The sequence below is a fragment of the Streptomyces sp. NPDC050264 genome, assembly GCF_040655895.1.
GTDB lineage: Bacteria > Actinomycetota > Actinomycetes > Streptomycetales > Streptomycetaceae > Streptomyces.
Genome location: NZ_JBFAKV010000009.1, coordinates 296,774 through 320,804 on the forward strand (window position 1 = coordinate 296,774; position 24,031 = coordinate 320,804).

Consider the following 24,031-nt stretch of genomic DNA (forward strand, 5'->3'; position numbering starts at 1 on the left):
CCGGGCGCGGGCTTCCTGGAGATGTGGCGGGACCTGCGCCCCGTCGGCCGACACGCGGACTCCGGGGGATATCGCCGCTACGCCTGGACCGGCGCCGACACCGACTGCCGCGAATGGTTCAAGGCACAGGCCACATCCCGCGGCCTGACCTACGAGCTGGACCGCAACGGCAACCAGTGGGCCTGGCTCGGCGACCCGGAGGCCGGGGACGCGGTCGTCACCGGCTCCCACCTGGACTCCGTCCCGGACGGCGGCGCCTTCGACGGCCCCCTCGGCGTCGTCTCGTCCTTCGCCGCCCTGGACGAACTCCGTGACAGGGGAGCGGAGTTCACCAAACCGTTCGCGATCACCAACTTCGGCGACGAGGAGGGCGCCCGCTTCGGCCTGGCCTGCGTGGGCTCCCGCCTCGCCGGAGGCCACCTCACCCGCGAACAGGCCTACGCCCTCACGGACGCCGACGGCATCACGCTCCCGCAGGCCATGGAGCGCGCCGGACACGACCCGGAGACGATCGGCCCGGACCCCGAACGCCTCGCCCGCATCGGCGCGTTCATCGAGCTCCATGTCGAACAGGGCCGCGCGCTCGACCTGTCCGGCGACGCGGTCGGCATCGCCAGCGCCATCTGGCCGCACGGCCGCTGGCGCTTCGACTTCCGCGGCGAGGCCAACCACGCCGGCACCACCCGCCTGGTCGACCGCAGGGACCCGATGCTGCCGTACGCGGAGACGGTCCTGGCAGCCCGCCGCGAGGCCCAACTGGCGGGCGCGGTGGCCACGTTCGGAAAGATCGCGGTCGAGCCGAACGGCGTCAACGCCATCCCGTCCCTGGTCCGTGGCTGGCTCGACTCGCGCGCCGCCGACCAGGACGCCCTGGACCGTACGGTCACGGCGATCGAGAAGGCGGCCCGCGAATACGCCGACGCGCACGGCATCGACGTATCGCTGACCCGGGAGTCGTTCACGCCGGTCGTCGACTTCGACCACGTGCTGCGCGACGAACTCGCCCGCATCCTCGGCACGAAGGACACGTCGGCCGACCTCAGGGTCCCCGTCCTGGGGACAGGGGCGGGACACGACGCGGGGATCCTCGCCTCCTCGATCCCCACCGCCATGCTGTTCGTACGCAACCCCACGGGCGTCTCGCACTCACCGGCCGAGTCCGCGGCCGAGGACGACTGCCTGGCCGGGGTGACGGCACTCGCCGACGTACTGGAAGGACTGGCCTGCACGTGACGACGGAGACGACGCAGACGACGCAGACGGCGGGGAAGACGCCGAGCACGTACTGGCTGGAGCACGCCTGGCTCGACCCCGCCGTCGAGCCGGGCGTGGTGGTGGAGGTGACCGGACAGGACGGCACCGGCCGGATCGCCGCCGTCCGCACGGGCGTCGAGACCCCGCCGCCCGGCGCGACCGTGCTGCGCGGCCTCACGCTCCCCGGCCTCGCCAACGCCCACAGCCACGCCTTCCACCGGGCGCTGCGCTCCACGGTGCAGGTCGGCTCGGGCACGTTCTGGACCTGGCGCGAGGTCATGTACGGAGTCGCGGACAGGCTCACCCCGGACACGTACCACGCGCTCGCGCGGGCGGTGTACGCGGAGATGGCGCTGGCCGGCATCACCGCGGTGGGGGAGTTCCACTACCTCCACCACGCGCCCGGCGGCACCCCGTACGCGGACCCGAACGCGATGGGCGAGGCGCTGATCGCGGCCGCCGACGAGGCGGGCATCCGCATCACCCTCCTCGACACGGCGTACGTCTCCGCGGGCTTCGGCAAGGAGCCGGACCGCCACCAGCGACGCTTCTCCGACGGCACGACGCAGGCCTGGGCCGAGCGCGCGTCACTGCTCAAGGAACGGCCGCACGCCCGGATCGGCGCGGCCGTCCACTCGGTGCGCGCGGTCCCGGCCGACCAGCTCGCGACGGTCGCGGAGTGGGCCGCCGCCCGGCAGGCCCCCCTCCACGTCCACCTCTCCGAGCAGACCGCGGAGAACGACGCGTGCCAGGCGGCCCACGGCTGCACCCCCACCCAACTCCTCTGGGACCACGGGGTGTTGAGCGCGCGCACGACGGGCGTCCACAACACCCACCTCTCGGACGGCGACATCGCGCTCATCGGCGGTTCGGGCACCGGCACCTGCATGTGCCCGACGACGGAACGCGACCTGGCCGACGGCATCGGCCCGGCGGTCGCCCTGCAGAAGGCGGGCTCCCCGCTCTCCCTCGGCTCCGACAGCCACGCCGTGATCGACCCGTTCGAGGAGGCGCGCGCGATGGAACTGAACGAGCGCCTGCGCTCCCGCACCCGCGGCCACTGGACGGCGGCGGCCCTGCTGCGCGCCGCGACGGCCGACGGCCACGCGGCGCTCGGCTGGCAGAACGCGGGCGTCCTGGAACCGGGTGCCGTGGCGGACCTGGTGACGGTGACACTCACCTCGGTGCGCACGGCAGGCGCGGCACCGCGCCTGGGCGCGGAGACAGCGGTGTTCGCGGCGAGCGCGACGGATGTGACGGACGTGATCGCGGGAGGCCGGGCCGTGGTCCGAGACGGAGAGCACGTGCGGGTGGGCGACGTGGCGGCGGCCCTGACCACGGCCATCGCGGCACTGCACTGACCCAGCCGCCATTCAAGCCCCTTGGGGGTCCCCCCGGACGGAGTCCGGGGGGAGATTGAGGAGCGGGGTCCGGGGCGGAGCCCCGTGACCTCAGGGAAGAGGAACCGGAACCATGACGACGACCACGGCCATCACCAACATCGGCACCCTCGTCACCAACAACCCCGAGCTCGGCGACGGCCCCCTCGGCCGGATCAACGACGCCGCGCTGGTCATAGAGGGCGACAAAATCGCCTGGGCCGGCCCGGGCGCAAAGGTCCCGGCCGCGGACACCCGGCACGACGCGAAGGGCCGCGCGGTGATCCCCGGCTTCGTCGACTCCCACTCCCACCTGCTCTTCGCGGGCGACCGCACCGCCGAGTTCAACGCCCGCATGGAGGGCCGCGCCTACTCCGCCGGAGGCATCCGTACGACGGTCGCGGCGACCCGCGCGGCCACGGACGACGAACTGGAGTCCAACCTCACCCACTACCTCGCGGAGGCGCTGCGCCAGGGCACGACCACCTTCGAGACCAAGTCCGGTTACGGCCTGACGACCGCCGACGAGGAGCGCGCCCTGCGCATCGCCTCGGCGCACACGGACGAGGTCACGTACCTGGGCGCCCACGTCGTGTCGCCCGACCACACCGACGACCCGGCCGCGTACGTGGAGCTGGTCACCGGCGAGATGCTGGACGCCTGCGCCCCGCACGCCCGCTGGATCGACGTGTTCTGCGAGAAGGGCGCCTTCGACGGCGACCAGGCGCGGGCCATCCTGACGGCGGGCCGGGCGAAGGGCCTGCACCCCCGCATCCACGCCAACCAGCTCTCCTACGGCCCCGGAGTCCAGCTGGCCGTGGAACTGGACGCGGCGAGCGCGGACCACTGCACGCACCTGACGGACGAGGACATCGACGCCCTGGCGCAGGGCAACACGGTGGCGACCCTGCTTCCCGGCGCCGAGTTCTCCACCCGCGCCGAGTGGCCGAACGCCCGCCGTCTCCTCGACGCGGGCGCCACCGTCGCCCTCTCCACGGACTGCAACCCGGGCTCGTCCTTCACGTCGTCCGTGCCCTTCTGCATCGCCCTGGCGGTACGGGACATGGGGATGACCCCCGACGAGGCCCTCTGGTCCGCCACGGCGGGCGGGGCGCGGGCGCTGCGCCGCACGGACGTCGGCCACCTCGCCCCGGGCGCCCGCGCGGACCTGGCGCTCCTGGACGCCCCCAGCCACGTACACCTGGCGTACCGGCCGGGTGTACCGCTGGTCGGTGAGGTCTGGCGGGCCGGCGCGCGGATGGCCTGAGCTCAGGCCCACATGCCGCCGTCGACCCGCAGGACCGTGCCGGTGACGTAGGAGGAACGGTCGCTGAGCAGCCAGGCGGCGGCCTGCGCGATCTCCTCCGGATCCGCGGCGCGGCCCAGCGGAGTCCGGGAGTTGAGGTGGTCGATGGTGCCGGGGGACCTTTCGTCCCACTCGCGCAGCATCTCGGTGAGCGTGGTGCCGGGCGCGACGGCGTTGACGCGGATGTTCTCCGGCCCGTACGTCACGGCGGCGGACGCGGTGAGGCTGTTGACCGCTCGTTTCGCCGCGCCGTACGCGGGCAGCGCGGGGTTGGCGAGCAGGCTGCCGACGCTGGAGGTGTTGACGATGGCGCCGCTCCCGGAGGTGGCGCGGATGGCGGCGACCTGGGCGGTCATGGCGAGCCACGGGCCCTTGAAATTGACGGCGGCCACCTCGTCGAAGTCGGTCTCCGACAGCTCGTCCATCGGGCCGGGCGGCTGCCCCGTGGCACCGTTGTTGAAGGCGACGTCGAGCCGGCCGTACAACTCCACCGCCCGCTGGACGGCGCCCCGGACGCTGTCACCGTCGGCGAGGTCGCACACGACGTGGTCCGCGACGCCGCCCGCTGCCCGGATCTCCTCGGTGACCTTCTTGAGCTGGCTCTCCGTCCTGGCCGCGAGCAGCACTCGGGCCCCCTCCCTGGCGAAGAGCCGCGCGGCCGCCGCGCCGATGCCGCGCCCGGCACCGCTGACGAAGGCGACCTTGTCGGCGAGCAGGCCGGGAGCGGATGTGGAGGTGGGGGGAGTCGATGTGTTGTTCATGCCGTCGAGCCTGTGTCCGGCGGCTCCGCCGATCCAGGCACCGGTGGTACCTGGCTGAGCGCCCGGCCCTCCACGCACACTGGACAGGTGAACCGAAAAGACCTCGCGGACTTCCTGCGCAACAGGCGCGAACGCATCGCGCCCGCCGACGTGGGCCTCCCCGCGGGACCGCGCCGCCGCACACCGGGCCTGCGGCGCGAGGAGGTGGCGCAGCTCGCGTTCATCTCGACCGAGTACTACACCCGCCTGGAGCAGGCCCGCGCCCCGCACCCGTCCCGCGAGGTGCTGGCGCAACTTGCCAGGGCCCTGCGGCTGTCGGATGCCGAACGCGACCACCTCCACCACCTGGCCGGTGCCCCGCCCGGTCCCGCGGCCGGCCCGTCACGGGAGGTCCGGCAGAGCATCGTCGACCTGCTGGACAGGCTGCCGACGTCGGCGGCGCTGGTGCTGTCCGCGACGTACGAGGTGATCGCCTGGAACGCGCTGGCCGCCGCGCTGATGGAGGACTTCTCTCCCCTGGGCCGCCGGGACCGGAACCTCGTGCGACGGGCGTTCCTGGGCCCGTACCAGGAAGGCGGGCGGCTGTACGGGGTCTCGGACGCGGACGAGTTCCTCAGGACGTCGGTCCACCACCTGCGTGCCACCGCGGGGCGCTACCCCGACGACCCGGAGGTGAGGTCCCTCATCGACGAACTGGTCACCGGCAGCGAGGAGTTCGCCCGCCTGTGGGCCGCCCATGAGGTGACGGCACGCCCGACCCTCTGCAAGACCTTCGAGCACCCCGCGGTCGGCCCCATCGCGGTGAACTGCGACGTCCTGGACATCACGGACCGCGACCAGCGGGTGGTCATCTACACCGCCACACCGGGCTCCCCGTCGGAGGAGGCGCTACGCCTCCTGTCGGTCATCGGCACTCAGCGCATGGACGTACCGGGCTGACGAGCGACGGCGGCGACGAAGGGGACCCAGGCCGATCGCCGGGACGACGATCACGGGCCCGCCCGCGACAAGGAGAAGGGCTCGCCTGTTGTCGGTGACAACGGGCGAGCCCCACAAGAGCGTTGGGGCCTCACTCCTGGACCGTCAGCCCCTTGCGAAGCTTGACGAGGGTGCGGGACAGCAGTCGCGATACGTGCATCTGCGAGATGCCCAGCTCTTCGCCGATCTCCGACTGGGTCATGTTGGCGACGAAGCGCAGCGAGAGGATCTTGCGGTCGCGCGAGGGGAGTTCGGCGATCAGCGGCTTCAGGGACTCGACGTACTCGATGCCTTCGAGACCGTGGTCCTCGTAGCCGATGCGGTCCGCGAGCGCGCCTTCGGAGTCGTCCTCCTCGGGCTGGGCGTCGAGCGAACTGGCGGTGTACGCGTTCGACGCCGCCATGCCCTCCACGACTTCTTCGTTCGACAGGCCCAGGCGGTCCGCGAGTTCGGTCACCGTGGGCGCCCGGTCGAGCTGCTGGGCGAGCTCGTCGCCCGCCTTGGCGAGGTCGAGGCGGAGTTCCTGGAGGCGCCGGGGCACCCGCACCGACCAGGACGTGTCGCGGAAGAAGCGCTTGATCTCACCGACGATGGTTGGCATCGCGAAGGTGGGGAACTCGACGCCACGGCTCAGTTCGAAGCGGTCGATCGCCTTGATCAGGCCGATGGTGCCGACCTGGATGATGTCTTCCATCGGTTCGCTGCGTGAGCGGAACCGGGAGGCCGCGAACTTCACCAGTGCGAGGTTCAGCTCCACCAGCGTGTTGCGGACGTAGGAGTATTCGGAGGTGCCCTCTTCGAGGGATTCCAGGCGCTCGAAGAGCGTCTTGGAGAGAGCACGGGCGTCGAGCGGTCCCACCTCGGCGAACGGCGGGATCTCGGGGAGCCCGTCGAGTCCTTCCAGAGCGTCGGACTCGGAGTCGCGGTGGCGTTCCGGTGGGGGTGTCGACGTCGCCTGATCAGGACGCGATTCGTCGAGCCGGGGTGACATGATGTCCTCCATCGTTCTCGGCATATGGCTGCCGATGCCAATACGTGCACTGTCGGGAGTGCGGCGCCTCCAAAGCCGGCCGTGTTCGTTTTCTGTCCTTACTAGGCCTACCCGTTTTCCTTACCGGGCCGCAAGTGCGCTACGTGCTGAAATGTCCGTTTCTTAGGGGTTGTTCGGGTACCGAGGGACGTGGAGAAGGCGTAGTGTTCGAGGGCGTCAATCGGCACGTCGAAGGCAGCGAGAGAGAGACGTCATGGACCGCGGGACAGTCGGCAGCGCACATCGGGGCCGGCTACTGGTCGAGGTGCGGCAAGAGGGCTCGAGCGCCGTGGTGACTCCGGCGGGTGAGCTGGATCACCACACGGCCGACCTGCTGCGCGAACCCCTCGAAGAGTGCCTGGTGAGCGGGCTTTCCCGGCTCGTGGTGGACTGTGCGCGTCTCGAGTTCTGCGATTCGACGGGGCTGAATGTGCTGCTCGGTGCCCGCCTCAAGGCCGAGGCCGCGGGCGGCGGAGTCCATCTGGCCGGGATGCTGCCGGTGGTGGCCCGGGTCTTCGAGATCACCGGCGCGGAGGCCGTCTTTACGGTGCATGAATCCCTGCAGGCGGCGCTCGCCGCGGAGTGACCGGATGACCGCGCGCCCTGTCGCCGTAGAAGTTACGCTCCAGTTGTCTCCACGTGATCGAGGCGTTATCAGCGTCACAGATTCCACACCGAATCGATGGGTGTTCTCGTCGTTCGGCCGGGCAGGAGACACCCGACGACCGCCCCTGCAACCCTGAGTCCTGAAGCTGAATTGGTAAATCGGTGAGGTGAAGTGCTGATGAGCACCACCCGGCCTTACTCGCCGGGCGACCACGGCCCCGAGTCCGGCGACGTGCCGGCCGCCACGGGCCGGCGGATCCGCAGGCTGAGTCTCGCTGGGGCGAGCGGCATCGTGCCGCTGGCTCGCGACTTCACCCGTGACGCGCTGCACGCCTGGGGCTGGCTGCCCGCCCCGAGCGCGGACAGCCGCGCCGCCGCGGAGGACGTGCTGCTCGTCGTCTCCGAGCTGGTCACCAACGCCTGCCTGCACGCCGAGGGCCCGGACGAACTGGTCGTCTCCCTGGACAACAAGGTGCTGCGCATCGAGGTCGCCGACCACGGCGCCGGGCAGCCCGAGCCGCGTACGCCGCACCGGGCGGGACGCCCCGGCGGCCACGGCATGTTCATCGTGCAGCGCCTCTGCCTGGACTGGGGCGTCGTACGCACGCCCGACGTCGCGGGCAAGACCGTCTGGGCGGAGCTGGGCGCCCCCGCCTAGGCGTCTTCCCGTACGGCATTCAGAGCACGCCGGATCGTCTTCGATCCGGCGTGCTCTTTGTCTTCCCTAGGCAGGACCCCAGGCGTACCTTGAGCCACCCGCATCTGATGAACCGTCAGTAACGGTCGGCTTGAAGGGACTTCGAGGTGTCGAACCGGACGTACCAGAAACGGACCGCCGCGTTCGCGCTCAGCGCGGCTCTGGCGGGCTCGGCGGTGCTGATGGCCGCCCCCGCAGCACAGGCCACGGTGCAGAACGTCAACTACCAGTGCAAGACGCCGATCGGGAACAAGGGAGCCGTCTCCCCGATCGACATGAAGAGCGTCAAGAGCGGCAGCGGCTACAAGATCACCATGTCCTTCCAGAAGGGCGTCTCCTCCAGCCCGGTCGAGCTCGGCAAGGGCGCGATGAACCCCAGCGCGGTCATCAAGCTGGGCGGCGCGGACAACGGCTCCCTCCCGGTGTCGGGTCCGGCGAACTCCGAGGCGATCCCCGCCAACAGCCCCATCAAGATCAGTGACCTGTCGGGCACGTACACGCCGAAGAAGAGCGGCAAGGTGACGTTCACCGCCGGCGTCCTGACCATCAAGGCGCTCGGCACGACGACGACGTGCACGCCCGCGAACAACCCCAAGCCGTCCCTGGAACTGGACGTGCAGGCGGCCGGCGGCTCCGCCGGGGGCGGCGGCACCTCGGGCGGCAGCGGCTCCGGCGGTTCCCAGTCGGCCCCCTCCGGCGACGACCAGCTCCCGCAGACCGGCCCGGAGGACTCGGTGACAGCACTGGGCACGCTGGGCGCGACGGTGCTGCTCGCCGGGGCGGCGGGCAGCCTGTGGCTCACCAGGAGGCGCCGGACAGGAGCGCCCCGCTAGGGGCGCGAGGAACTGCGCGGGCAACGACACATGAGCCGCACACGCCGACGAAACCGAGGCCCCTACGGCGCTGTGGCGGTGAGCGCCGCGCTGCTGGCGGCGCTCACCGCCACGACGCCGGCCGCGGCAGCCCCGCCGCACTGGACGATCGCCCCCTCCGCCGGAGGCGGATCGCGGCCCGCGGCTCAGGACGGACGCCCGTACATCTACGCGGAGGGCGCCCCCGGCAGCGTCCTGGAGGACAAGGTGGCCGTCACGAACCCGTCCGCCGAGCCGCTCACCGTCGCTGTGCGCGGCGCCGGCGCCCCCGACGTCCGTACGAAGGCCAAGGGCCCCGGCGCCTGGCTCACGTTCGCCACCAGGTCCGTGAAGATCCCGGCCCGCACCCGGGCCGAGATCCCGTTCACGGTCACCGTCCCGGCGGGCGCGACCCCGGGCGACCACCCCGGCGCGATCGTGGCGAGCGGCGGCGGCCGCACCTCCGGGATCAGCGTGCACCTGCGGGTCAGCGGCCCCACCCTCTCGGCGCTCACCGTCGAGCACGTACGGGTCGAGGGCGGGGACCGGATCGCGTACGAGGTCGTGAACCGCGGCAACACGACACTCACACCCCGACTCGCGGTCAGGGCCGACGGGCTCTTCGGCGGCGTCCTCGACAAGGGGCCGCGCACCCTGCCGGTGGAGCTGCCGCCCGGCCGCCGGGTCCGCCTCACCGAACCCTGGCACGGCGCCCCGGCGCTCGACGCGGTCGACGTGAAGGTGACGGTCACGGCGGGCGGCGGCGCAGGGGACTCGGCGACGGCGACGGCCCGGTTCGTGCCCTGGGGGCCGCTCGGCGGAGCCCTCGCCGTCCTCGCGGGCGGGGCCTTCGCCGCCTACGCCTCCGTACGCCGCAGACGTCGGAAAGGACCAGGCCCAGGCACCGGCAACCCAAGGAGTGCGCCATGACCCGCCGCAGTGCGCCGGCCGCGCGGCTGCTGACCGTCCTCGCCCTGCTGGCCGCGCTCCTCGCGGGTACGGCCCCGTGGGCCGCGGCCGCGGACGCGCCCACCGTCACCCTCTCCGCGTCCCAGGCGGGCACCGGGGGCTCGATCACCGTCAAAGGCGCCGGGTGGCGGCCGAAAGCCCTGCTGATGATGCTCATCTGCGGCCAGTCGAGCCCCGCGCGCGGCGTCATCGGCGGCACCAACGCCTGCGCCAACGCCGAGGGCCTGGCCGTCACCACCGACGCCGACGGGAAGTTCGGCAAGAAGCTGCCGGTCGCCGAGCCGCCCAAGCCGTGCCCGTGCGTCGTCCACGTGGCGACCGTGACCGGGGAGAAGGCGCAGACGGACGCCGCGTTCAAAGTCGCCGGGCATCCGGTGAAGGCGCTGCCCGCCGAGACCGGCAACGGGCAGCTGGCCATGGTCACCGACACCCGCCTCGACGGATCGAGCGGGATCCTCACCTGGTTCGGCTCCCCGCCCGCACGGAAGTTCACCTTCACCGTGGGCAATGTCGGCTCGACCCCGGTCAAGGACCCCGTCTTCCAAGTGGGCACCTCCCACGGGGTGTTCGCGCCCTCCTACGAGGAACAGCAGTGGCGCGGCACCATCGCGCCGGGCCGCAAGGCGCAGGTCCAACTGCCCGTGGAACTGACGGCCGGCGCCCACGGCAGCTACCTGGTGTCCCTCAAGTACGGCGGGAAGGTGCTCGCCGAACAGCCCTGGGGCGTGGGCCGCCCCTGGGGCGTCACGCTCTTCTGGATCCTGCTCTGCGTCGTCGTCCCGGCCGCCGTCTTCCGTGTCGGCATGGCGATCGTGGACCGGCTGCGCCCGCGCGACCGGTACGCGCACGGCCGCCACCGCGGCGCCCAGCGCCTGGCCGAACTCACCGTACGGCTAACGGACTTGAGGCCGGCGCAGCAGGAGCAGGGCGCCCCCGGCCCCGCGCGCTCCGACGCCCCCTCCACGACCACCCTGCCCTGGTTCACCCCGGACACCGGTCCGGGCGGGACCGCGGCCGGTCAGCTCTCCGCACCGCCCGACAACAGCCAGACGACGAAAGGAAACACGTGAGCAGGCAACGGAGAGCCGGTGCGGCCGGCTGTGCCCTGATCCTGTCCGGAGCGGGGCTGTGGCTGGCCGCCGTACCGGCGCACGCGGCCGAGTCCTCGTTCAAGACGGAGTGCATCCCGCCCGCCATCTCGGGGCTGCCGCCGGTCGAGGGCACCACGGTGGCCGACGTCACGGCCCCGGCGACCGCCAAGGTCGGCGACGAGATCGACGTGGTCTGGAAGACGACCCAGGCCGCCTCGAAGAACCCGGACGTCCTGGACCTCGACGCCGACACCGTCCAGCCGACCGGCACCGTCAAGGTGGGCGGCGCGCAGACCGGTGACCTCAAGCTGACGGGACCCAGGGAGAACCCGGCGATCAAGAAGAACAGCCCGATGCTGCTGTCCGACATGAAAGGCAAGCTGAAACTGACCAAGGCCGGGGACGTGACGCTGACCCCGGACGCGTACAACATCAACGTCAGCAAGCCGATCTCCACCGACACCAAGTGCACGCCCAAGGAGGCGGTCGGGCCCGCCGTGACGATCAAGGTCACGGACGGCACGGGCGCGACCACGGGCGGGACGGCCGCGGGAGGCACCACCACCGGCGGCACCACGGCGGGCGGCACGACCACGAGCGGCACCTCCGGGGGCTCCGACAGCGGGGGCACCACGACGGGCGGCAGCAGCGGTGGCGGAGGGAGCAGCAGCGGAGGCAGTAGCGGCGGCGGCGACGGCAAGACCGACTTCACCGGCAAGGAAGTCTCGGTCCCCTACGCCTGCAAGACCCCCATCGGAGACAAGAACGCCACGTCCCCGGTGCAGATCAACGCCAAGAAGGACGGCGGGAACTACGCCCTGACGGTCCAGTTCAAGAAGGCCGTCATGGACAGCCCCGCCGACATCCCGGCCGACTCGGTCAAGCCGTCGATGGCGGTGCAGCTGGGCGGCGCCGACAAGGGCACCGTGAACGTCGAGGGCCCGACCAACAAGGAGCCCATCAAGTCCGGCGACCCGATGACGATCCCCGACCTGACGGGCACGTACAAGCCGGGCGCCGACGGCAGGTCGACCCTGTCGCCGGGCGTCCTCACGGTGAAGGCGCTGGGCACGACCACGACCTGCACGCCGACCAGGACGGAGGTCTCCCTGGAGATCGACACGGCGGCGGTGGAGGGCGGCTCGTCGGGCGGCTCCGGCTCGACCGGCGGCTCGTCAGGCGGCTCCACGGCGGCCGGCTCGGATGCCACGGGCGGCGGCCTCGCCGAAACGGGCGCCTCGCACGACGGCGCCCTGCGCGCCCTCGGCCTGGTGGCCGGCACGGTGATCCTGCTGGGCGGCGCGGTCTTCACGTTCCTGCCGAAGCGGCGTGCGGCGCGGGGCAGGTGACCGATGGGGCCCGTCGTGCGCACGTCCGCACGACGGGCCTCTTGCGGAAGGTGCTATGCGCGAACGGTAACTCTCTGTTGGCGAAGTGAAAGGGCACGTTAGCTGCGGTTTCTTGCCGAACGCCCTTGTCTTCGCTGATACGCGTATGCGAACGTCGTCGAGCCCGGCGGGGAGCGGCAGAGATCGTGCCCGGTGGGGGACCACACGTACGAGCAGGACAGCGGGACAAGGGGAACAGCGATGCGCACGTTGCGGAAGGCCGGAGTGGCCGCGTTGTTGACGGCGGGACTGACGTTCGGACTGGCGGGCACTGCCGGCGCGGCCGGACACGGCGAGGACAGCCCCGGCCAGTGGCAGAGCGGCGGCACCGGCTACGCGCTCGGCTGCTCCATGGCGCAGTGGCTGTTTCACACGCACTGCAAGGCCTGACACCAGAAAAGTGAAGGGCCCGGCCGCACCTCACGGTGCGGCCGGGCCCTTCACTGTCATGCGAGACGAGCGGGTGCGGTCAGTGCACGCCACCCATGAGCGGCTTGACCTTCCGGCGGAACATGAACACCGCGACACCGGCGAGGACCGCGATCGCACCTTGCGAGGCGAACCACCACTGGCTGTCGGTCGGGGCGCCGATCAGCTGGAGGAGGGCGATGACGGAGTCGCCGGCGGTGACGGCGAGGAACCACACGCCCATCATCTGGGAGCCGTACTTCTGCGGGGCCAGCTTGGTGGTGAGCGAGAGGCCGACCGGGGAGAGCGTCAGCTCACCGATGGTCTGGATCAGGTAGACCGCGCACAGCCACAGCGGAGTGACCTTGGTGTCACCGGTGGCGGCGGCCTGGGCCAGCATCATCAGGAAGAAGGACAGACCGATCAGGAAGACGCCGTTGGCGAACTTCGAGATGGTGCTGGGCTCCTTGCCGCGCTTGTTGAGCGCGATCCACGCCCACGCGGCGACCGGCGCGAACGCCATCACGTACAGCGGGTTCAGGGACTGGAACCAGCTGGACGGGAACTCGAAGCCGAACAGGGTGTTGGCGGTGTGGTCGTTGGCGAACACCGTCAGCGTGGAACCGGTCTGGTCGTAGATGCCCCAGAACACGGCGGCCACGATGAAGAACCAGATGTACGCGGAGACGCGGGACTGCTCGGTGTCGCTCAGCTCGCGGTCGCGCTTCATCTTGACCAGGTACCAGATCGGCAGCAGCAGACCGAGGATGGTGAGCGGCCACAGCATCCAGTTCACGGTGAACCAGCCGCCGCCGCCGACGATGCCGTAGAACACGACGGCCAGGGCGGCCCAGAGGCCGACCTTCTTCCAGATCGCGGTCTTCTCGGCCGCGGACATGGGAGAGGGGACGACGGTGGACTCGGACGACAGGTAGCGGAAGCCGAAGAGGAAGCACAGCAGGCCGAGGGCCATGCCCACACCGGCCATCGCGAAGCCGAGGTGCCAGCTGACCTTCTGGCCGACCGTACCGATCGTCAGCGGGGCCACGAAGGCGCCGAGGTTGATCGCCATGTAGAAGATCGAGAAGCCGCCGTCCCGACGCGGGTCGTTCTTGTCCGGGTACAGCTGGCCGACCATCGTGGAGATGTTGGCCTTCAGCAGACCCGAGCCGGCGGCGATGAGGCCGAGGCCGAGGTAGAACGTGCCGGCCGACGGCAGGGCCAGCGTGAAGTGGCCGACCATGATGATCGCGGCGCCGACGGCGGTGGTCTTGCGCGGGCCCCAGACCCGGTCGCCGAGCCAGCCGCCCGGGAGGGCGAGCAGGTACACCAGGGCGTTGTAGACCGAGTAGATCGCGAACGCCGTCGCGGCCGAGAGGCCCAGGCCGCCGTCGATCACAGCGGCCGACAGGTACAGAACGAGCAGTGCCCGCATCCCGTAGAAGCTGTAGCGCTCCCACATCTCCGTCAGAAACAGAAAGGCCAGGCCGAGGGGGTGGCCAAGGAAGGTCTTGCCGCCGGCGACAGGTGCGGGGGCTTCCTTCGTCAGGCTGGACGCCATGGTGGTTCCTTGCTCGCTCGGGACGCCGCCGCTTCCTTTGTGGGGGTGGAGCGTGCGCCCGGGTGGGGGGTCGGCCGGCACCGGAGTCCTACCGTCCTCCCCACGCCCGGGGGGATGTGCCCGTACGAGGTGTCGTGCGGGACGAGGTACGGCGGACCCGGGATCCACACCCCGCTGCGCTTCCTTACGCGCGGGGCCCGGCCACAGGTCGTTCCTTTCGGCACTGACCGGAGTCAGCTCACACAGGAAAGGGACCTTTGGTGCGCAGTGCGCTCCTAAGGTCCCCCATAGTGCATCAGGCGTTCCGTCACCATACGACACGACAGTGCGGCATATGGAAGGACTTGAGAGATGGATCACAGGTCGCTGTGGAACCGGCGCGCTGATTCGAAGGCGTTCTCCAGGATCGCACCCCACAGCCGCAGGACCCCCCTGCGGAAGTGAAGGTTCCGTTCGGACTGCCGGACCGCTCTGGCGGATCACCCCACGGCCGTCGTCCGGCGCGGACTACCATCACCCCATGACCCGTGTACTGCTCGCCGAGGACGACGCGTCCATCTCGGAGCCGCTGGCCCGCGCCCTGCGCCGGGAGGGATACGAGGTCGAAGTGCGCGAGGACGGCCCCACCGCCGTCGACGCCGGACTGCAGGGCAGCATCGACCTCGTCGTCCTGGACCTGGGCCTGCCCGGGATGGACGGCCTCGAAGTCGCCCGCAGGCTGCGCGCCGAGGGGCACACCGTGCCGATCCTGATCCTCACCGCGCGCGCCGACGAGGTGGACACGGTCGTCGGCCTCGACGCCGGCGCCGACGACTACGTCACCAAGCCCTTCCGCCTCGCCGAACTGCTCGCCCGCGTCCGGGCCCTGCTCCGCCGCGGCGCCGCCGAGCCCAAGGAGGCCCCGGCCACGCACGGCGTGCGCATCGACGTCGAATCGCACCGCGCCTGGATGGGCGACGAGGAACTGCAGCTCACGGCGAAGGAGTTCGACCTGCTGCGGGTGCTCGTGCGCGACGCGGGCCGGGTCGTCACCCGCGACCAGCTGATGCGCGAGGTGTGGGACACCACGTGGTGGTCCTCCACCAAGACGCTGGACATGCACATCTCGTGGCTCAGGAAGAAGCTGGGCGACGACGCGGCGAACCCCCGGTACATCGCGACGGTGCGCGGCGTCGGCTTCCGCTTCGAGAAGAGCTGAGCCGCTCCGCGCCCTGAGGCGGCGCCGCCCGTATCCGGGACACTGAGAGCATGCGCCGCCGACTCATCAACTCCACCCTCGCCGTCGTCCTGGTCGTGATCGCCGTGTTCGGGGTCTCCCTCGTCATCGTGGAGACCCGGACGATCAGCAACAGCGCCCAGGACCGCGTCGAGTCGGAGGCGGTCCGCCTCGCGTCCATCGTGGACAGCCGCCTGCTCAGCGGCGAGCAGGTCAACGGCGACATCCTCGCGGACCAGGTAGCCATAGAGGAGCGCTACGCGGTCGTCCGCATCCCGGGCCGGTCCCCCATCGCGCTCGGCACCGAACCCCAGGGCGACGTGATCACGTACACGGCCGAGGGGGAGCGCGGCGAGAAGGTCACCGTCGAGGAGCCCCGCTCGGCCGTCACCCGTGAGGTCGGCCGGACCCTGCTGATCATCGCGGGCGTGGCGCTGCTCGCCGTCGTCGCCGCCGTGCTGCTCGCCGTCCGCCAGGCCAACCGCCTCGCGTCCCCGCTCACCGACCTCGCCTCCACCGCCGAGCGCCTCGGCTCCGGCGACCCGCGCCCGCGGCACAAGCGGTACGGCGTCCCCGAACTGGACCGGGTCGCCGACGTGCTCGACGGCTCCGCCGAGCGCATCGCCCGGATGCTGACCGCCGAGCGGCGCCTGGCCGCCGACGCCTCCCACCAGCTGCGCACGCCCCTCACCGCGCTCTCGATGCGCCTTGAGGAGATCACCATGACCGACGACCTCGCCGAGGTGAAGGAGGAGGCGACGATCGCGCTCGCGCAGGTCGAGCGGCTCACCGACGTCGTGGAGCGGCTGCTCACCAACTCCCGTGACCCGCGCACCGGTTCGGCCGTCAGCTTCGACCTGGACGAGGTGATCAAGCAGCAGCTGGAGGAGTGGCGCCCGGCCTACCGCAGCGCGGGCCGCGCCATCGTCTCCTCCGGCAAGCACCACCTCACGGCGGTCGGCACCCCGGGCGCGGTCGCCCAGGTACTCGCCGCGCTGATCGAGAACTCGCTGATGCACGGCGGTGGCACCGTCGCCCTGCGCACCCGCGTCACCGGCAACCAGGCGGTGATCGAGGTCACGGACGAGGGCCCCGGCGTCCCCTCCGAGCTGGGTTCGCGGATCTTCGAGCGGACCATCAGCGGCCGGAACTCGACGGGCATCGGCCTCGCCGTCGCCCGGGACCTCGCGGAGGCCGACGGCGGCCGTCTCGAAATGCTCCAGGCGTTCCCGCCCGTATTCGGCCTGTTCCTGTCGCGTACGCCGCTGAAGAAGTCCGCGGACGGCACGGACCCGGAGACGATCCGCTAGCGGCGGGGCGGCCGGGCGGCGGTCACTTCACGCGGTGCACGGGCGGCCGCGGCACGTCCGACTCGTCGAGGAACGACTGCGCACTGGCGACGGTCTCGCGTGCGGGCAGCGCCTTGAACACCCAGGTCCGGTACGACCAGAAGCGGAACAGGGTCGCGAGACCCATGCCGAGGAACTTGAAGATGTTGCTCTGCAGCGAGCTGTCCCAGCCGAAGCCGTACGTGGCCGCGTACAGGACCCCGTTCTCGATCACCAGGCCGACGACGCTGAACAGCAGGAACAGGGTGAGTTCCTTGCCGCGGCCGCTCTTGTCGCGGTCGCGGTAGGTGAAGTAGCGGAACCCCACGTAGTTGAAGGCGATGGCGACGACCGTCGCGATCACGCTGGCCCGCACGACCTGGAGGTCGGTGCCGTGCCGCATCAGGTTGAAGACCGCGAAGTTCACGAGGACACCCAGGGCGCCCACCACGCCGAACTTGGCGATCTCGCGGGCCAGGGTGTCGAAACGCAGCCGCAGGGCGCCGATGCGGCCCGGACGGCCGTCCGCCCCGCCGGATCGTCGGCTGGTGGTCGCCTTCATAGTGGTCGCCTCAGCCCCCGTAGTCCCCGTCAACATGGTCACGCGGTCCATGAGAACCGACCCGGCCATGCTAACCAAGCACCCCCGAAGCCGCCTGCGGACGAGCCGGCTGGACGTTCCTACAAGCCATAGGCCGTACGGGAACCGGTCAAACGGCCGATACCCTGGTGGCGTGACGTTCCCGGTAGTCGGCATGGTCGGCGGCGGCCAGCTCGCTCGTATGACACACGAGGCAGGCATCCCGCTCGGCATCAAGTTCAAGCTCCTCAGTGACACCCCCCAGGACTCCGCGGCCCAGGTCGTCGGCGATGTCGTCGTCGGCGACCATCGCGACCTGGACACGCTGCGGGAGTTCGCGCGCGGCTGTGACGTGATCACCTTCGATCACGAACACGTGCCGACCGAGCACCTGCGGGCCCTGGAGGCGGACGGCATCCCCGTACGCCCGGGGCCCGGCGCGCTGCTCTACGCCCAGGACAAGGGCGAGATGCGCGCGAAGCTCACCGCGCTCGGCGTGCCGTGTCCGCGCCACCGCATCGTGCGCGACGCGGACGATGTCGCCGCGTTCGCCGCCGAGGGCGACGGTTTCCCCGTCATCCTCAAGACGGTGCGCGGCGGCTACGACGGCAAGGGCGTGTGGTTCGTGCGCTCCGCGGCCGACGCGAGCGAGCCCTTCAAGGCGGGCGTGCCGGTCCTCGCGGAGGAGAAGGTCGACTTCGTACGGGAGCTGGCGGCCAACGTCGTCCGCTCCCCGCACGGCCAGGCGGTCGCCTACCCCGTCGTCGAGTCCCAGCAGGTCGACGGCGTGTGCGACACGGTGATCGCCCCGGCGCCCGGCCTCGGCGAGGCCCTCGCGGGCGAGGCGCAGGAGCTGGCGCTGCGCGTCGCGAAGGAACTCGGTGTCGTCGGCCACCTCGCCGTCGAACTCTTCGAGACACCCGACGGCCGCATCCTCGTCAACGAACTGGCGATGCGCCCGCACAACTCCGGCCACTGGACCCAGGACGGCGCGATCACCTCGCAGTTCGCCAACCACGTCCGCGCCGTCCTCGACCTGCCGCTCGGCGACCCCCGCCCGCGCGCCCCGTGGACGGTGATGTGCAATGTCCTGGGCGGCGACTTCCCGGACATGTACAGCGCGTACCTGCACTGCATGGCCCGCGACCCGCAGCTGAAGATCCACATGTACGGCAAGGACGTGAAGCCCGGCCGCAAGGTCGGCCACGTGAACACCTACGGCACCGATCTGGACGAGGTCCTCGACCGCGCCCGCCACGCAGCCGGATACCTGAGAGGCACGATCACCGAATGAGCGCCACGAGCCCCGCCGGTCCCGCTGTCGGCATCGTCATGGGGTCGGACTCCGACTGGCCTGTCATGGAGGCAGCCGCGAAGGCGCTGGCCGAGTTCGAGATCCCGTACGAGGTCGATGTTGTCTCCGCGCACCGCATGCCGCACGAGATGATCGCCTACGGCGAGCACGCCGCCGGGCGCGGCCTGAAGACGATCATCGCGGGCGCGGGCGGCGCCGCCCACCTGCCCGGCATGCTCGCCTCGGTGACGCCGCTGCCGGTCATCGGCGTGCCGGTGCCGCTGAAGTACCTCGACGGCATGGACTCGCTGCTCTCCATCGTGCAGATGCCCGCCGGCGTCCCGGTCGCCACCGTCTCGGTCGGCGGCGCGCGCAACGCGGGTCTGCTCGCCGCGCGCATCCTCGCCGCACACGACGAGGAACTCCAGGGCCGGATGCGGGAGTTCCAGCAGGAGCTGAACGACCAGGCCACCGAGAAGGGCAAGCGGCTGCGGACCAAGGTCGAGGGTGCCGGCGCCGGTTTCGGCTTCGGCAAGTGAGCGGGGAGACGAGCGGTATGACGGACGACGCGTTGCGGCAGGCCCGGGAGATACTCGGCGAGTTCCCCGTGGTCGACGGGCACAACGATCTGCCGTGGGCGCTGCGCGAGCAGGTCACGTACGACATCGACGCGCGCGACATCGCCGCCGACCAGAGCGCCCACCTCCACACCGACCTGGCCCGGCTGCGGGCCGGCGGCGTCGGCGCGCAGTTCTGGTCGGTCTACGTACGGACCGATCTGACCGGGGACGCGGCGGTCAGCGCCACCCTGGAACAGATCGACTGCGTCGACCAGCTGATCGCGCGCTACCCGGGCGACCTGCGGGCCGCGCTGACCGCCGCGGACATGGAGGCGGCGCGGACGGAAGGCCGTATCGCGTCGCTCAAGGGCGCCGAGGGCGGCCACTCGATCAACAACTCCCTGGCCACGCTGCGGGCGCTGTACACGCTCGGCGTGCGCTACATGACGCTCACCCACAACGACAACATCGCGTGGGCGGACTCGGCGACGGACGAGCCCGGCGTCGGCGGCCTGTCGGCGTTCGGCCGCGAGGTCGTACGGGAGATGAACCGCGAGGGCATGCTCGTCGACCTGTCCCACGTGGCCGCCACGACGATGCGCGCGGCCCTGGACACGTCCGAGGCGCCGGTGATCTTCTCGCACTCCTCGGCGCGGGCCGTCTGCGACCACCCGCGCAACATCCCGGACGACGTCCTGCAGCGGCTCCCCGGCAACGGGGGAGTGGCGATGGTGACCTTCGTGCCCAAGTTCGTCCTTCAGGCGGCGGTCGACTGGACCGCGGCCGCCGACGACAACCTGCGCGCGCACGGCTTCCACCACCTGGACTCCTCGCCCGAGGCGATGAAGCTGCACCGCGCCTTCGAGGAGTCGACCCCGCGCCCGGTCGCCACCGCCGCGACGGTCGCCGACCACCTCGACCACATGCGCGAGGTCGCGGGCGTCGACCACATCGGCATCGGCGGCGACTACGACGGCACGGCGTTCACCCCGGACGGCCTCGACGACGTCTCCGGCTACCCGAACCTGATCGCCGAACTCCTCGTCCGCGGCTGGTCGAAGGCCGACCTCGCGAAGCTGACATGGGGCAACGCGGTGCGGGTGCTGGGCGCCGCCGAGGACGTGGCCCGGGACCTGCGAACCCGGCGCGGTCCGTCGAACGCGACGCTGGAGCAGCTGGACGGCTGAGCCGTCCCCCGAACGGCGTCGCCCACCGCGAAGCGGTTCCGCCCCCGTGGCACGGTGAGGTGAAGGCTTGACCCCCACCTTTTCGGCCGGAGCCGTGCCATGGCAGACCTGCAGGACGAACTGAACGCCACGACGGAGGCGGGAGAGCTCGACGCCCCCACCGAGGCGGCCGGGCCCCCACCTCCCGAACTCGATCCGGCCCCGGCCCTGGACCTCCTCGCCCAGTACCCGGTGGCGGACGGGTACTGCGGTCTGCCCGGCACGCTGCGCACGCTGCCCTGGTACGACCTCGAACTGGGCGAGAGCGCCGTCGAGACGGACCTGCCGCGGCTGCGCACCGGCGGCACCGGCGCCCTGCTGTGGGCCCTGCACATCGCCGACGACCGGCCCGTCACCTCGGCGCTGGAACAGATCGACCTCGTCAACAGTGTCGTGGCCCGCTACCCGGAGGGCCTGCGCCTGGCGCGCTCCGCCTCCGAGACCGTCGATGTCCGCGCGCACGGCCGGATCGCCGTCATCGTCGGCCCGGCACCGGCCGCCGCGGCCGGCGACTCGCTCGGCACACTGCGCGCCCTGCACGAGCTGGGGCTGCGCGCTCTCACGCTGGGCGGTGCGCCGTGGGCGTCGGGGGACGGGCTGACGCGCTTCGGCGAGGAGATGATCCGGGAGATGAACCGGCTCGGCATGCTCATCGACCTCACCGGCGCCTCCCCGGCGACGGCCGCCCGCACCTTCGCCGTGTCCAAGGCCCCCGTGGTCCTCACCCGCTCCGGCGCCCGGGCCCTCAACGGCCACCCGGACAATGCCTCCGACGAGCTGTTGGCGGCGCTCGGCGCGGACCGGGGTCTGTGCCTGGTGCCCTGCTCGGTGGCCCGCACCGGACCGGCCCTGCGCGACGTGGCGGACCATCTCGACCATGTACGCCGCGTCGCGGGGCCCGAGTCGGTCGGGCTCTCCGGGATGTACGACACCGGGGACGCGCACCCCGAAGGCCTCACCGACACCGCCGGCTACCCGGCGCTGATCGCGGAGCTCCTCGACCGCGGCTGGCCGCAGTCCGATCTCGCGCTGCTCACCTGGGGCAACGTCCAACGGGTGCTGCGCGGCGTCGAGTTCACCGCACGGGCGGCGCAGCGGCGCCGGGGGCCGTCGACGGCGACGATCCAGCAGTCGCAGTCGACCCGGCAGGCGCCGGGCTAGCAGGCGCAGAGGCAGAACGGGTGCCCGACCGGGTCGGCGTAGACCCGCCAGCTGCGGTCGGGGCCCCCGTTGTCGAGCACTGTCGCGCCGAGCGCCAGCACCTCCTTCTCCGCGGTGTCCAGGTCCTCGACGGTCAGATCGAGGTGGAGCTGCTGCGAGGCCTCGGGCGAGGGCCAGGACGGCGCCACGTAGCCGGGCGACCTCTGGAACGCCAACTGGCCGCCCGGCACCTTCAGAACCACCCACTCGCCGTCGTCGTCGGTGACGGTGCCGTCGAGGACCGCCCCGTAGAAATCGGCGAGCTTGCGCGGTTCGGGACAGTCCAGAGCGACGACATCGAACTTCGCGATGGCCATGACTTCTCCTTGAGTTACCCCTATAGGGCGTCTGCCGGTAACGCGGTAACCGCATGGTCCCGTACAAGGGGTAACGTCGCAACCATGAATGAGCGCGCGCCGGCGCCCGGCGGCCTGGCCCTGATAGAAGCCCTGGTGAACACGCTGCTCGACACCACGACAGGCACCGACACGCTGGGCTCGGCGGAGGTCCGCGAGCGCTTCGGCATCGCGGCGGCCGAGGTCGACGGGGTGCGCGAGCTGCGCGAGTCGCTGCGCGCGACGTGCCTGGCCCACGCGGGCCACCCGCCGCACCGCGCGGTGACCCCGCTGAGCGAGCTGCTCGCGACGGCCCCGCTGCGCGTGGTGGTAGACGACCGGGACGGCTCGGCGGCCCTGGCCCCGCTGGACGGCGCGCCGCTGGTCTGCCGGGTGGCGGCCGCCATCGCGGAAGCCAGCACGGACGGCACCTGGCACCGTCTCAAGGCCTGCGAGGCCCCGGACTGCCTCTGGGCCTACTACGACCGCAGCCCGGCAGGCCGCGGCCGCTGGTGCTCCATGGCGGTCTGCGGCGCGCGGGCGAAGATGCGCCGCTACCGGGCCAAATAGCGGCCAGCGGATCAAGCAGCCGCTGCCGGCCCGCGCGAGAGCCTCGGCCTCAGGCCGACGGACGGCCCATGGCCCGGTACGTCCACCCGGCCTCGCGCCACAGCGAGGGGTCCAGTGCGTTGCGGCCGTCCAGGATCACCCGGGCCGTGACGACGGAGCCGAGCTCCGCCGGGTCCAGCTCACGGAACTCGCGCCACTCCGTCAGGTGCAGCACGACATCCGCGCCCCGCACCGCTTCCAGGGCCGACTCCGCGTACCCGAGCGTCGGGAAAAGGCGACGCGCGTTCGCCATGCCCTTCGGGTCGTAGACCGTCACCTGGCCGCCCTGGAGGTGGATCTGCCCGGCGACGTTCAGCGCGGGCGAGTCCCGTACGTCGTCGGAGTCCGGCTTGAACGCGGCGCCGAGCACGGCGACCCGCTTGCCCAGGAACGCGCCGCCGCCGAGCGCCTCGCGCGCCATCTCGACCATCGCCCCGCGCCGCCGCATGTTGACCGAGTCGATCTCGCGCAGGAACGTCAGGGCCTGGTCGGCGCCGAGCTCGCCGGCCCGCGCCATGAACGCCCGGATGTCCTTCGGCAGGCAGCCGCCGCCGAACCCGATGCCGGCCCGCAGGAACTTGTGCCCGATCCGGTCGTCATAGCCGATCGCCTCGGCCAGCTTCGCGACGTCGCCGCCGGCGGCCTCGCAGACCTCGGCCATGGCGTTGATGAAGGAGATCTTGGTGGCGAGGAAGGAGTTCGCCGCCGTCTTGACCAGTTCGGCCGTGGGGAAGTCCGTCACCACGAGCGGCGTGCCCTCGCCGAGCGGCGTCGCGTACACGTCCCGCAGCAGCTTCTCGGCCCGCTCGCTGCCGACACCCACCACGATCCGGTCCGGGTGCAGCGTGTCGTTCACGGCGAAGCCCTCGCGCAGGAACTCCGGGTTCCACGCCAACTCCGCGCCCTCGGGCAGCAGTTCGGCGAGCCGGTGCGCCGAGCCGACCGGCACGGTCGACTTGCCGACGACGAGCGCGCCCGGCTTCAGGTGCGGGGCGAGCGAGGAGAAGGCGGAGTCCACGTAAGACATGTCGCACGCGTACTCGCCGTGCTTCTGCGGCGTGTTCACGCAGACGAAGTGCACGTCGCCGAAGGCCGCGGCCTCGGCGAAGTCCATCGTGAAGCGCAGCCGCCCGCTGGAGCCCTCGATCCCGGCGACGTGCCGCCGCAGCAGCTCCTCCAGGCCGGGCTCGTACATCGGGACCTCGCCCCGCGTGAGCATGTCGATCTTCTCGGGGACGACGTCCAGGCCGAGTACCTCGAAGCCGAGCTCGGCCATGGCCGCGGCGTGCGTGGCACCGAGGTACCCGGTGCCGATCACGGTGATTTTGAGGGCCATAACGGGGCTCCAGAGGTGTCGGTGCTGCGTGCGCTGACCGAGCATAGTCGGGGCATGCGCGGGCGCTT

The 24,031-nt window shown here is 71.5% G+C and carries 24 protein-coding genes; 18 read left to right on the forward strand and 6 right to left on the reverse strand.

The features are described from left to right. Nucleotides 1–21: 21 nt before the first annotated feature. From AB0J02_RS18950 to hutI, 3 genes are all read left to right on the forward strand, one after another. Nucleotides 22–1,233 carry an allantoate amidohydrolase gene (locus AB0J02_RS18950; RefSeq protein ID WP_363194884.1) on the forward strand — a complete coding sequence of 404 codons (1,212 nt, stop codon included), beginning with the start codon at nt 22–24 and terminating at the stop codon, nt 1,231–1,233. Then, nucleotides 1,230–2,615: a formimidoylglutamate deiminase gene (locus AB0J02_RS18955; protein WP_363194823.1), complete on the forward strand. Its 1,386-nt coding sequence runs from the start codon at nt 1,230–1,232 to the stop codon at nt 2,613–2,615. Before AB0J02_RS18950 ends, AB0J02_RS18955 begins: the two co-directional genes overlap by 4 nt. Before the next feature lie 112 nt (nt 2,616–2,727). After that, nucleotides 2,728–3,900: an imidazolonepropionase gene (hutI, locus tag AB0J02_RS18960; protein ID WP_363194824.1), complete on the forward strand. Its 1,173-nt coding sequence runs from the start codon at nt 2,728–2,730 to the stop codon at nt 3,898–3,900. A 2-nt stretch (nt 3,901–3,902) separates the two neighbouring features. Here hutI and AB0J02_RS18965 read toward each other — a convergent pair whose 3' ends face one another. After that, entirely contained in the window at nt 3,903–4,700 is a 798-nt protein-coding gene (locus AB0J02_RS18965; protein ID WP_363194825.1) for a glucose 1-dehydrogenase, read from the reverse strand. A gap of 87 nt (nt 4,701–4,787) precedes the next feature. Between AB0J02_RS18965 and AB0J02_RS18970 the strand changes: the two genes are divergently transcribed. Then, entirely contained in the window at nt 4,788–5,639 is an 852-nt protein-coding gene (locus AB0J02_RS18970) for a helix-turn-helix transcriptional regulator (RefSeq protein ID WP_363194826.1), read from the forward strand. 130 nt (nt 5,640–5,769) lie between these two features. Here AB0J02_RS18970 and AB0J02_RS18975 read toward each other — a convergent pair whose 3' ends face one another. Beyond that, on the reverse strand, nt 5,770–6,681 hold the full coding sequence (locus AB0J02_RS18975) for an RNA polymerase sigma factor SigF (RefSeq protein WP_363194827.1): 912 nt from the start codon (nt 6,679–6,681) through the stop codon (nt 5,770–5,772). Nucleotides 6,682–6,922: 241 nt separating this feature from the next. On the opposite strand from AB0J02_RS18975, the gene AB0J02_RS18980 reads away from it, so the two are divergent. The 7 genes from AB0J02_RS18980 to AB0J02_RS19010 all read left to right on the forward strand — a co-directional run bounded on the left by AB0J02_RS18980 (nt 6,923) and on the right by AB0J02_RS19010 (nt 12,700). Next, nucleotides 6,923–7,294 (forward strand): STAS domain-containing protein, encoded by a 372-nt coding sequence (locus AB0J02_RS18980; RefSeq protein ID WP_363194828.1) that lies wholly within the window; start codon nt 6,923–6,925, stop codon nt 7,292–7,294. Nucleotides 7,295–7,492: 198 nt separating this feature from the next. Further along, entirely contained in the window at nt 7,493–7,972 is a 480-nt protein-coding gene (locus AB0J02_RS18985; protein ID WP_363194829.1) for an ATP-binding protein, read from the forward strand. Nucleotides 7,973–8,118: 146 nt separating this feature from the next. Continuing rightward, nucleotides 8,119–8,844, forward strand: coding sequence for an LPXTG cell wall anchor domain-containing protein (locus tag AB0J02_RS18990; protein ID WP_363194830.1), 726 nt, complete (start codon nt 8,119–8,121; stop codon nt 8,842–8,844). Between the two features lie 78 nt (nt 8,845–8,922). Then, the gene (locus AB0J02_RS18995) at nt 8,923–9,792 is read left to right on the forward strand and encodes a hypothetical protein (protein WP_363194831.1); all 870 of its coding nucleotides are present in this window, start codon (nt 8,923–8,925) and stop codon (nt 9,790–9,792) included. Then, complete coding sequence (locus AB0J02_RS19000; RefSeq protein WP_363194832.1) at nt 9,789–10,901, forward strand: hypothetical protein; 1,113 nt, start codon at nt 9,789–9,791, stop codon at nt 10,899–10,901. Before AB0J02_RS18995 ends, AB0J02_RS19000 begins: the two co-directional genes overlap by 4 nt. Further along, on the forward strand, nt 10,898–12,271 hold the full coding sequence (locus AB0J02_RS19005) for a hypothetical protein (protein ID WP_363194833.1): 1,374 nt from the start codon (nt 10,898–10,900) through the stop codon (nt 12,269–12,271). Before AB0J02_RS19000 ends, AB0J02_RS19005 begins: the two co-directional genes overlap by 4 nt. A gap of 240 nt (nt 12,272–12,511) precedes the next feature. Continuing rightward, nucleotides 12,512–12,700 (forward strand): hypothetical protein, encoded by a 189-nt coding sequence (locus AB0J02_RS19010; protein WP_363194834.1) that lies wholly within the window; start codon nt 12,512–12,514, stop codon nt 12,698–12,700. Between the two features lie 79 nt (nt 12,701–12,779). Here the strand turns inward: AB0J02_RS19010 and AB0J02_RS19015 are convergent, their stop codons facing one another. Beyond that, the gene (locus AB0J02_RS19015; protein WP_363194835.1) at nt 12,780–14,279 is read right to left on the reverse strand and encodes an oligopeptide:H+ symporter; all 1,500 of its coding nucleotides are present in this window, start codon (nt 14,277–14,279) and stop codon (nt 12,780–12,782) included. A 520-nt stretch (nt 14,280–14,799) separates the two neighbouring features. On the opposite strand from AB0J02_RS19015, the gene AB0J02_RS19020 reads away from it, so the two are divergent. Both AB0J02_RS19020 and AB0J02_RS19025 read left to right on the forward strand, forming a co-directional pair. Next, nucleotides 14,800–15,477: a response regulator transcription factor gene (locus AB0J02_RS19020; protein WP_363194836.1), complete on the forward strand. Its 678-nt coding sequence runs from the start codon at nt 14,800–14,802 to the stop codon at nt 15,475–15,477. Between the two features lie 50 nt (nt 15,478–15,527). After that, a complete protein-coding gene (locus tag AB0J02_RS19025; RefSeq protein ID WP_363194837.1) occupies nt 15,528–16,805 on the forward strand; it encodes an ATP-binding protein in 1,278 nt (425 codons plus the stop codon). Between the two features lie 22 nt (nt 16,806–16,827). Here the strand turns inward: AB0J02_RS19025 and AB0J02_RS19030 are convergent, their stop codons facing one another. Continuing rightward, entirely contained in the window at nt 16,828–17,385 is a 558-nt protein-coding gene (locus AB0J02_RS19030; protein ID WP_363194838.1) for a GtrA family protein, read from the reverse strand. 109 nt (nt 17,386–17,494) lie between these two features. Here AB0J02_RS19030 and AB0J02_RS19035 point away from each other — a divergent pair, with 109 nt between their 5' ends. From AB0J02_RS19035 to AB0J02_RS19050, 4 genes are all read left to right on the forward strand, one after another. Beyond that, nucleotides 17,495–18,697 carry a 5-(carboxyamino)imidazole ribonucleotide synthase gene (locus AB0J02_RS19035; protein WP_363194885.1) on the forward strand — a complete coding sequence of 401 codons (1,203 nt, stop codon included), beginning with the start codon at nt 17,495–17,497 and terminating at the stop codon, nt 18,695–18,697. Beyond that, nucleotides 18,694–19,236 carry a 5-(carboxyamino)imidazole ribonucleotide mutase gene (purE, locus tag AB0J02_RS19040; RefSeq protein WP_363194839.1) on the forward strand — a complete coding sequence of 181 codons (543 nt, stop codon included), beginning with the start codon at nt 18,694–18,696 and terminating at the stop codon, nt 19,234–19,236. The genes AB0J02_RS19035 and purE overlap by 4 nt, the downstream gene beginning before the upstream one ends. Before the next feature lie 17 nt (nt 19,237–19,253). Beyond that, on the forward strand, nt 19,254–20,444 hold the full coding sequence (locus AB0J02_RS19045; protein ID WP_363194840.1) for a dipeptidase: 1,191 nt from the start codon (nt 19,254–19,256) through the stop codon (nt 20,442–20,444). 99 nt (nt 20,445–20,543) lie between these two features. Next, nucleotides 20,544–21,644, forward strand: coding sequence for a membrane dipeptidase (locus AB0J02_RS19050; RefSeq protein ID WP_363194841.1), 1,101 nt, complete (start codon nt 20,544–20,546; stop codon nt 21,642–21,644). On the opposite strand, the gene AB0J02_RS19055 is transcribed toward AB0J02_RS19050, so the two are convergent. Then, nucleotides 21,641–22,000, reverse strand: coding sequence for a VOC family protein (locus AB0J02_RS19055; RefSeq protein ID WP_363194842.1), 360 nt, complete (start codon nt 21,998–22,000; stop codon nt 21,641–21,643). The two genes, AB0J02_RS19050 and AB0J02_RS19055, sit on opposite strands and share 4 nt — an antisense overlap. An 84-nt stretch (nt 22,001–22,084) precedes the next feature. Here AB0J02_RS19055 and AB0J02_RS19060 point away from each other — a divergent pair, with 84 nt between their 5' ends. Beyond that, complete coding sequence (locus AB0J02_RS19060) at nt 22,085–22,588, forward strand: CGNR zinc finger domain-containing protein (protein ID WP_363194843.1); 504 nt, start codon at nt 22,085–22,087, stop codon at nt 22,586–22,588. 49 nt (nt 22,589–22,637) lie between these two features. Here the strand turns inward: AB0J02_RS19060 and AB0J02_RS19065 are convergent, their stop codons facing one another. After that, entirely contained in the window at nt 22,638–23,963 is a 1,326-nt protein-coding gene (locus AB0J02_RS19065; RefSeq protein WP_363194844.1) for a UDP-glucose/GDP-mannose dehydrogenase family protein, read from the reverse strand. Nucleotides 23,964–24,031 lie beyond the last annotated feature (68 nt).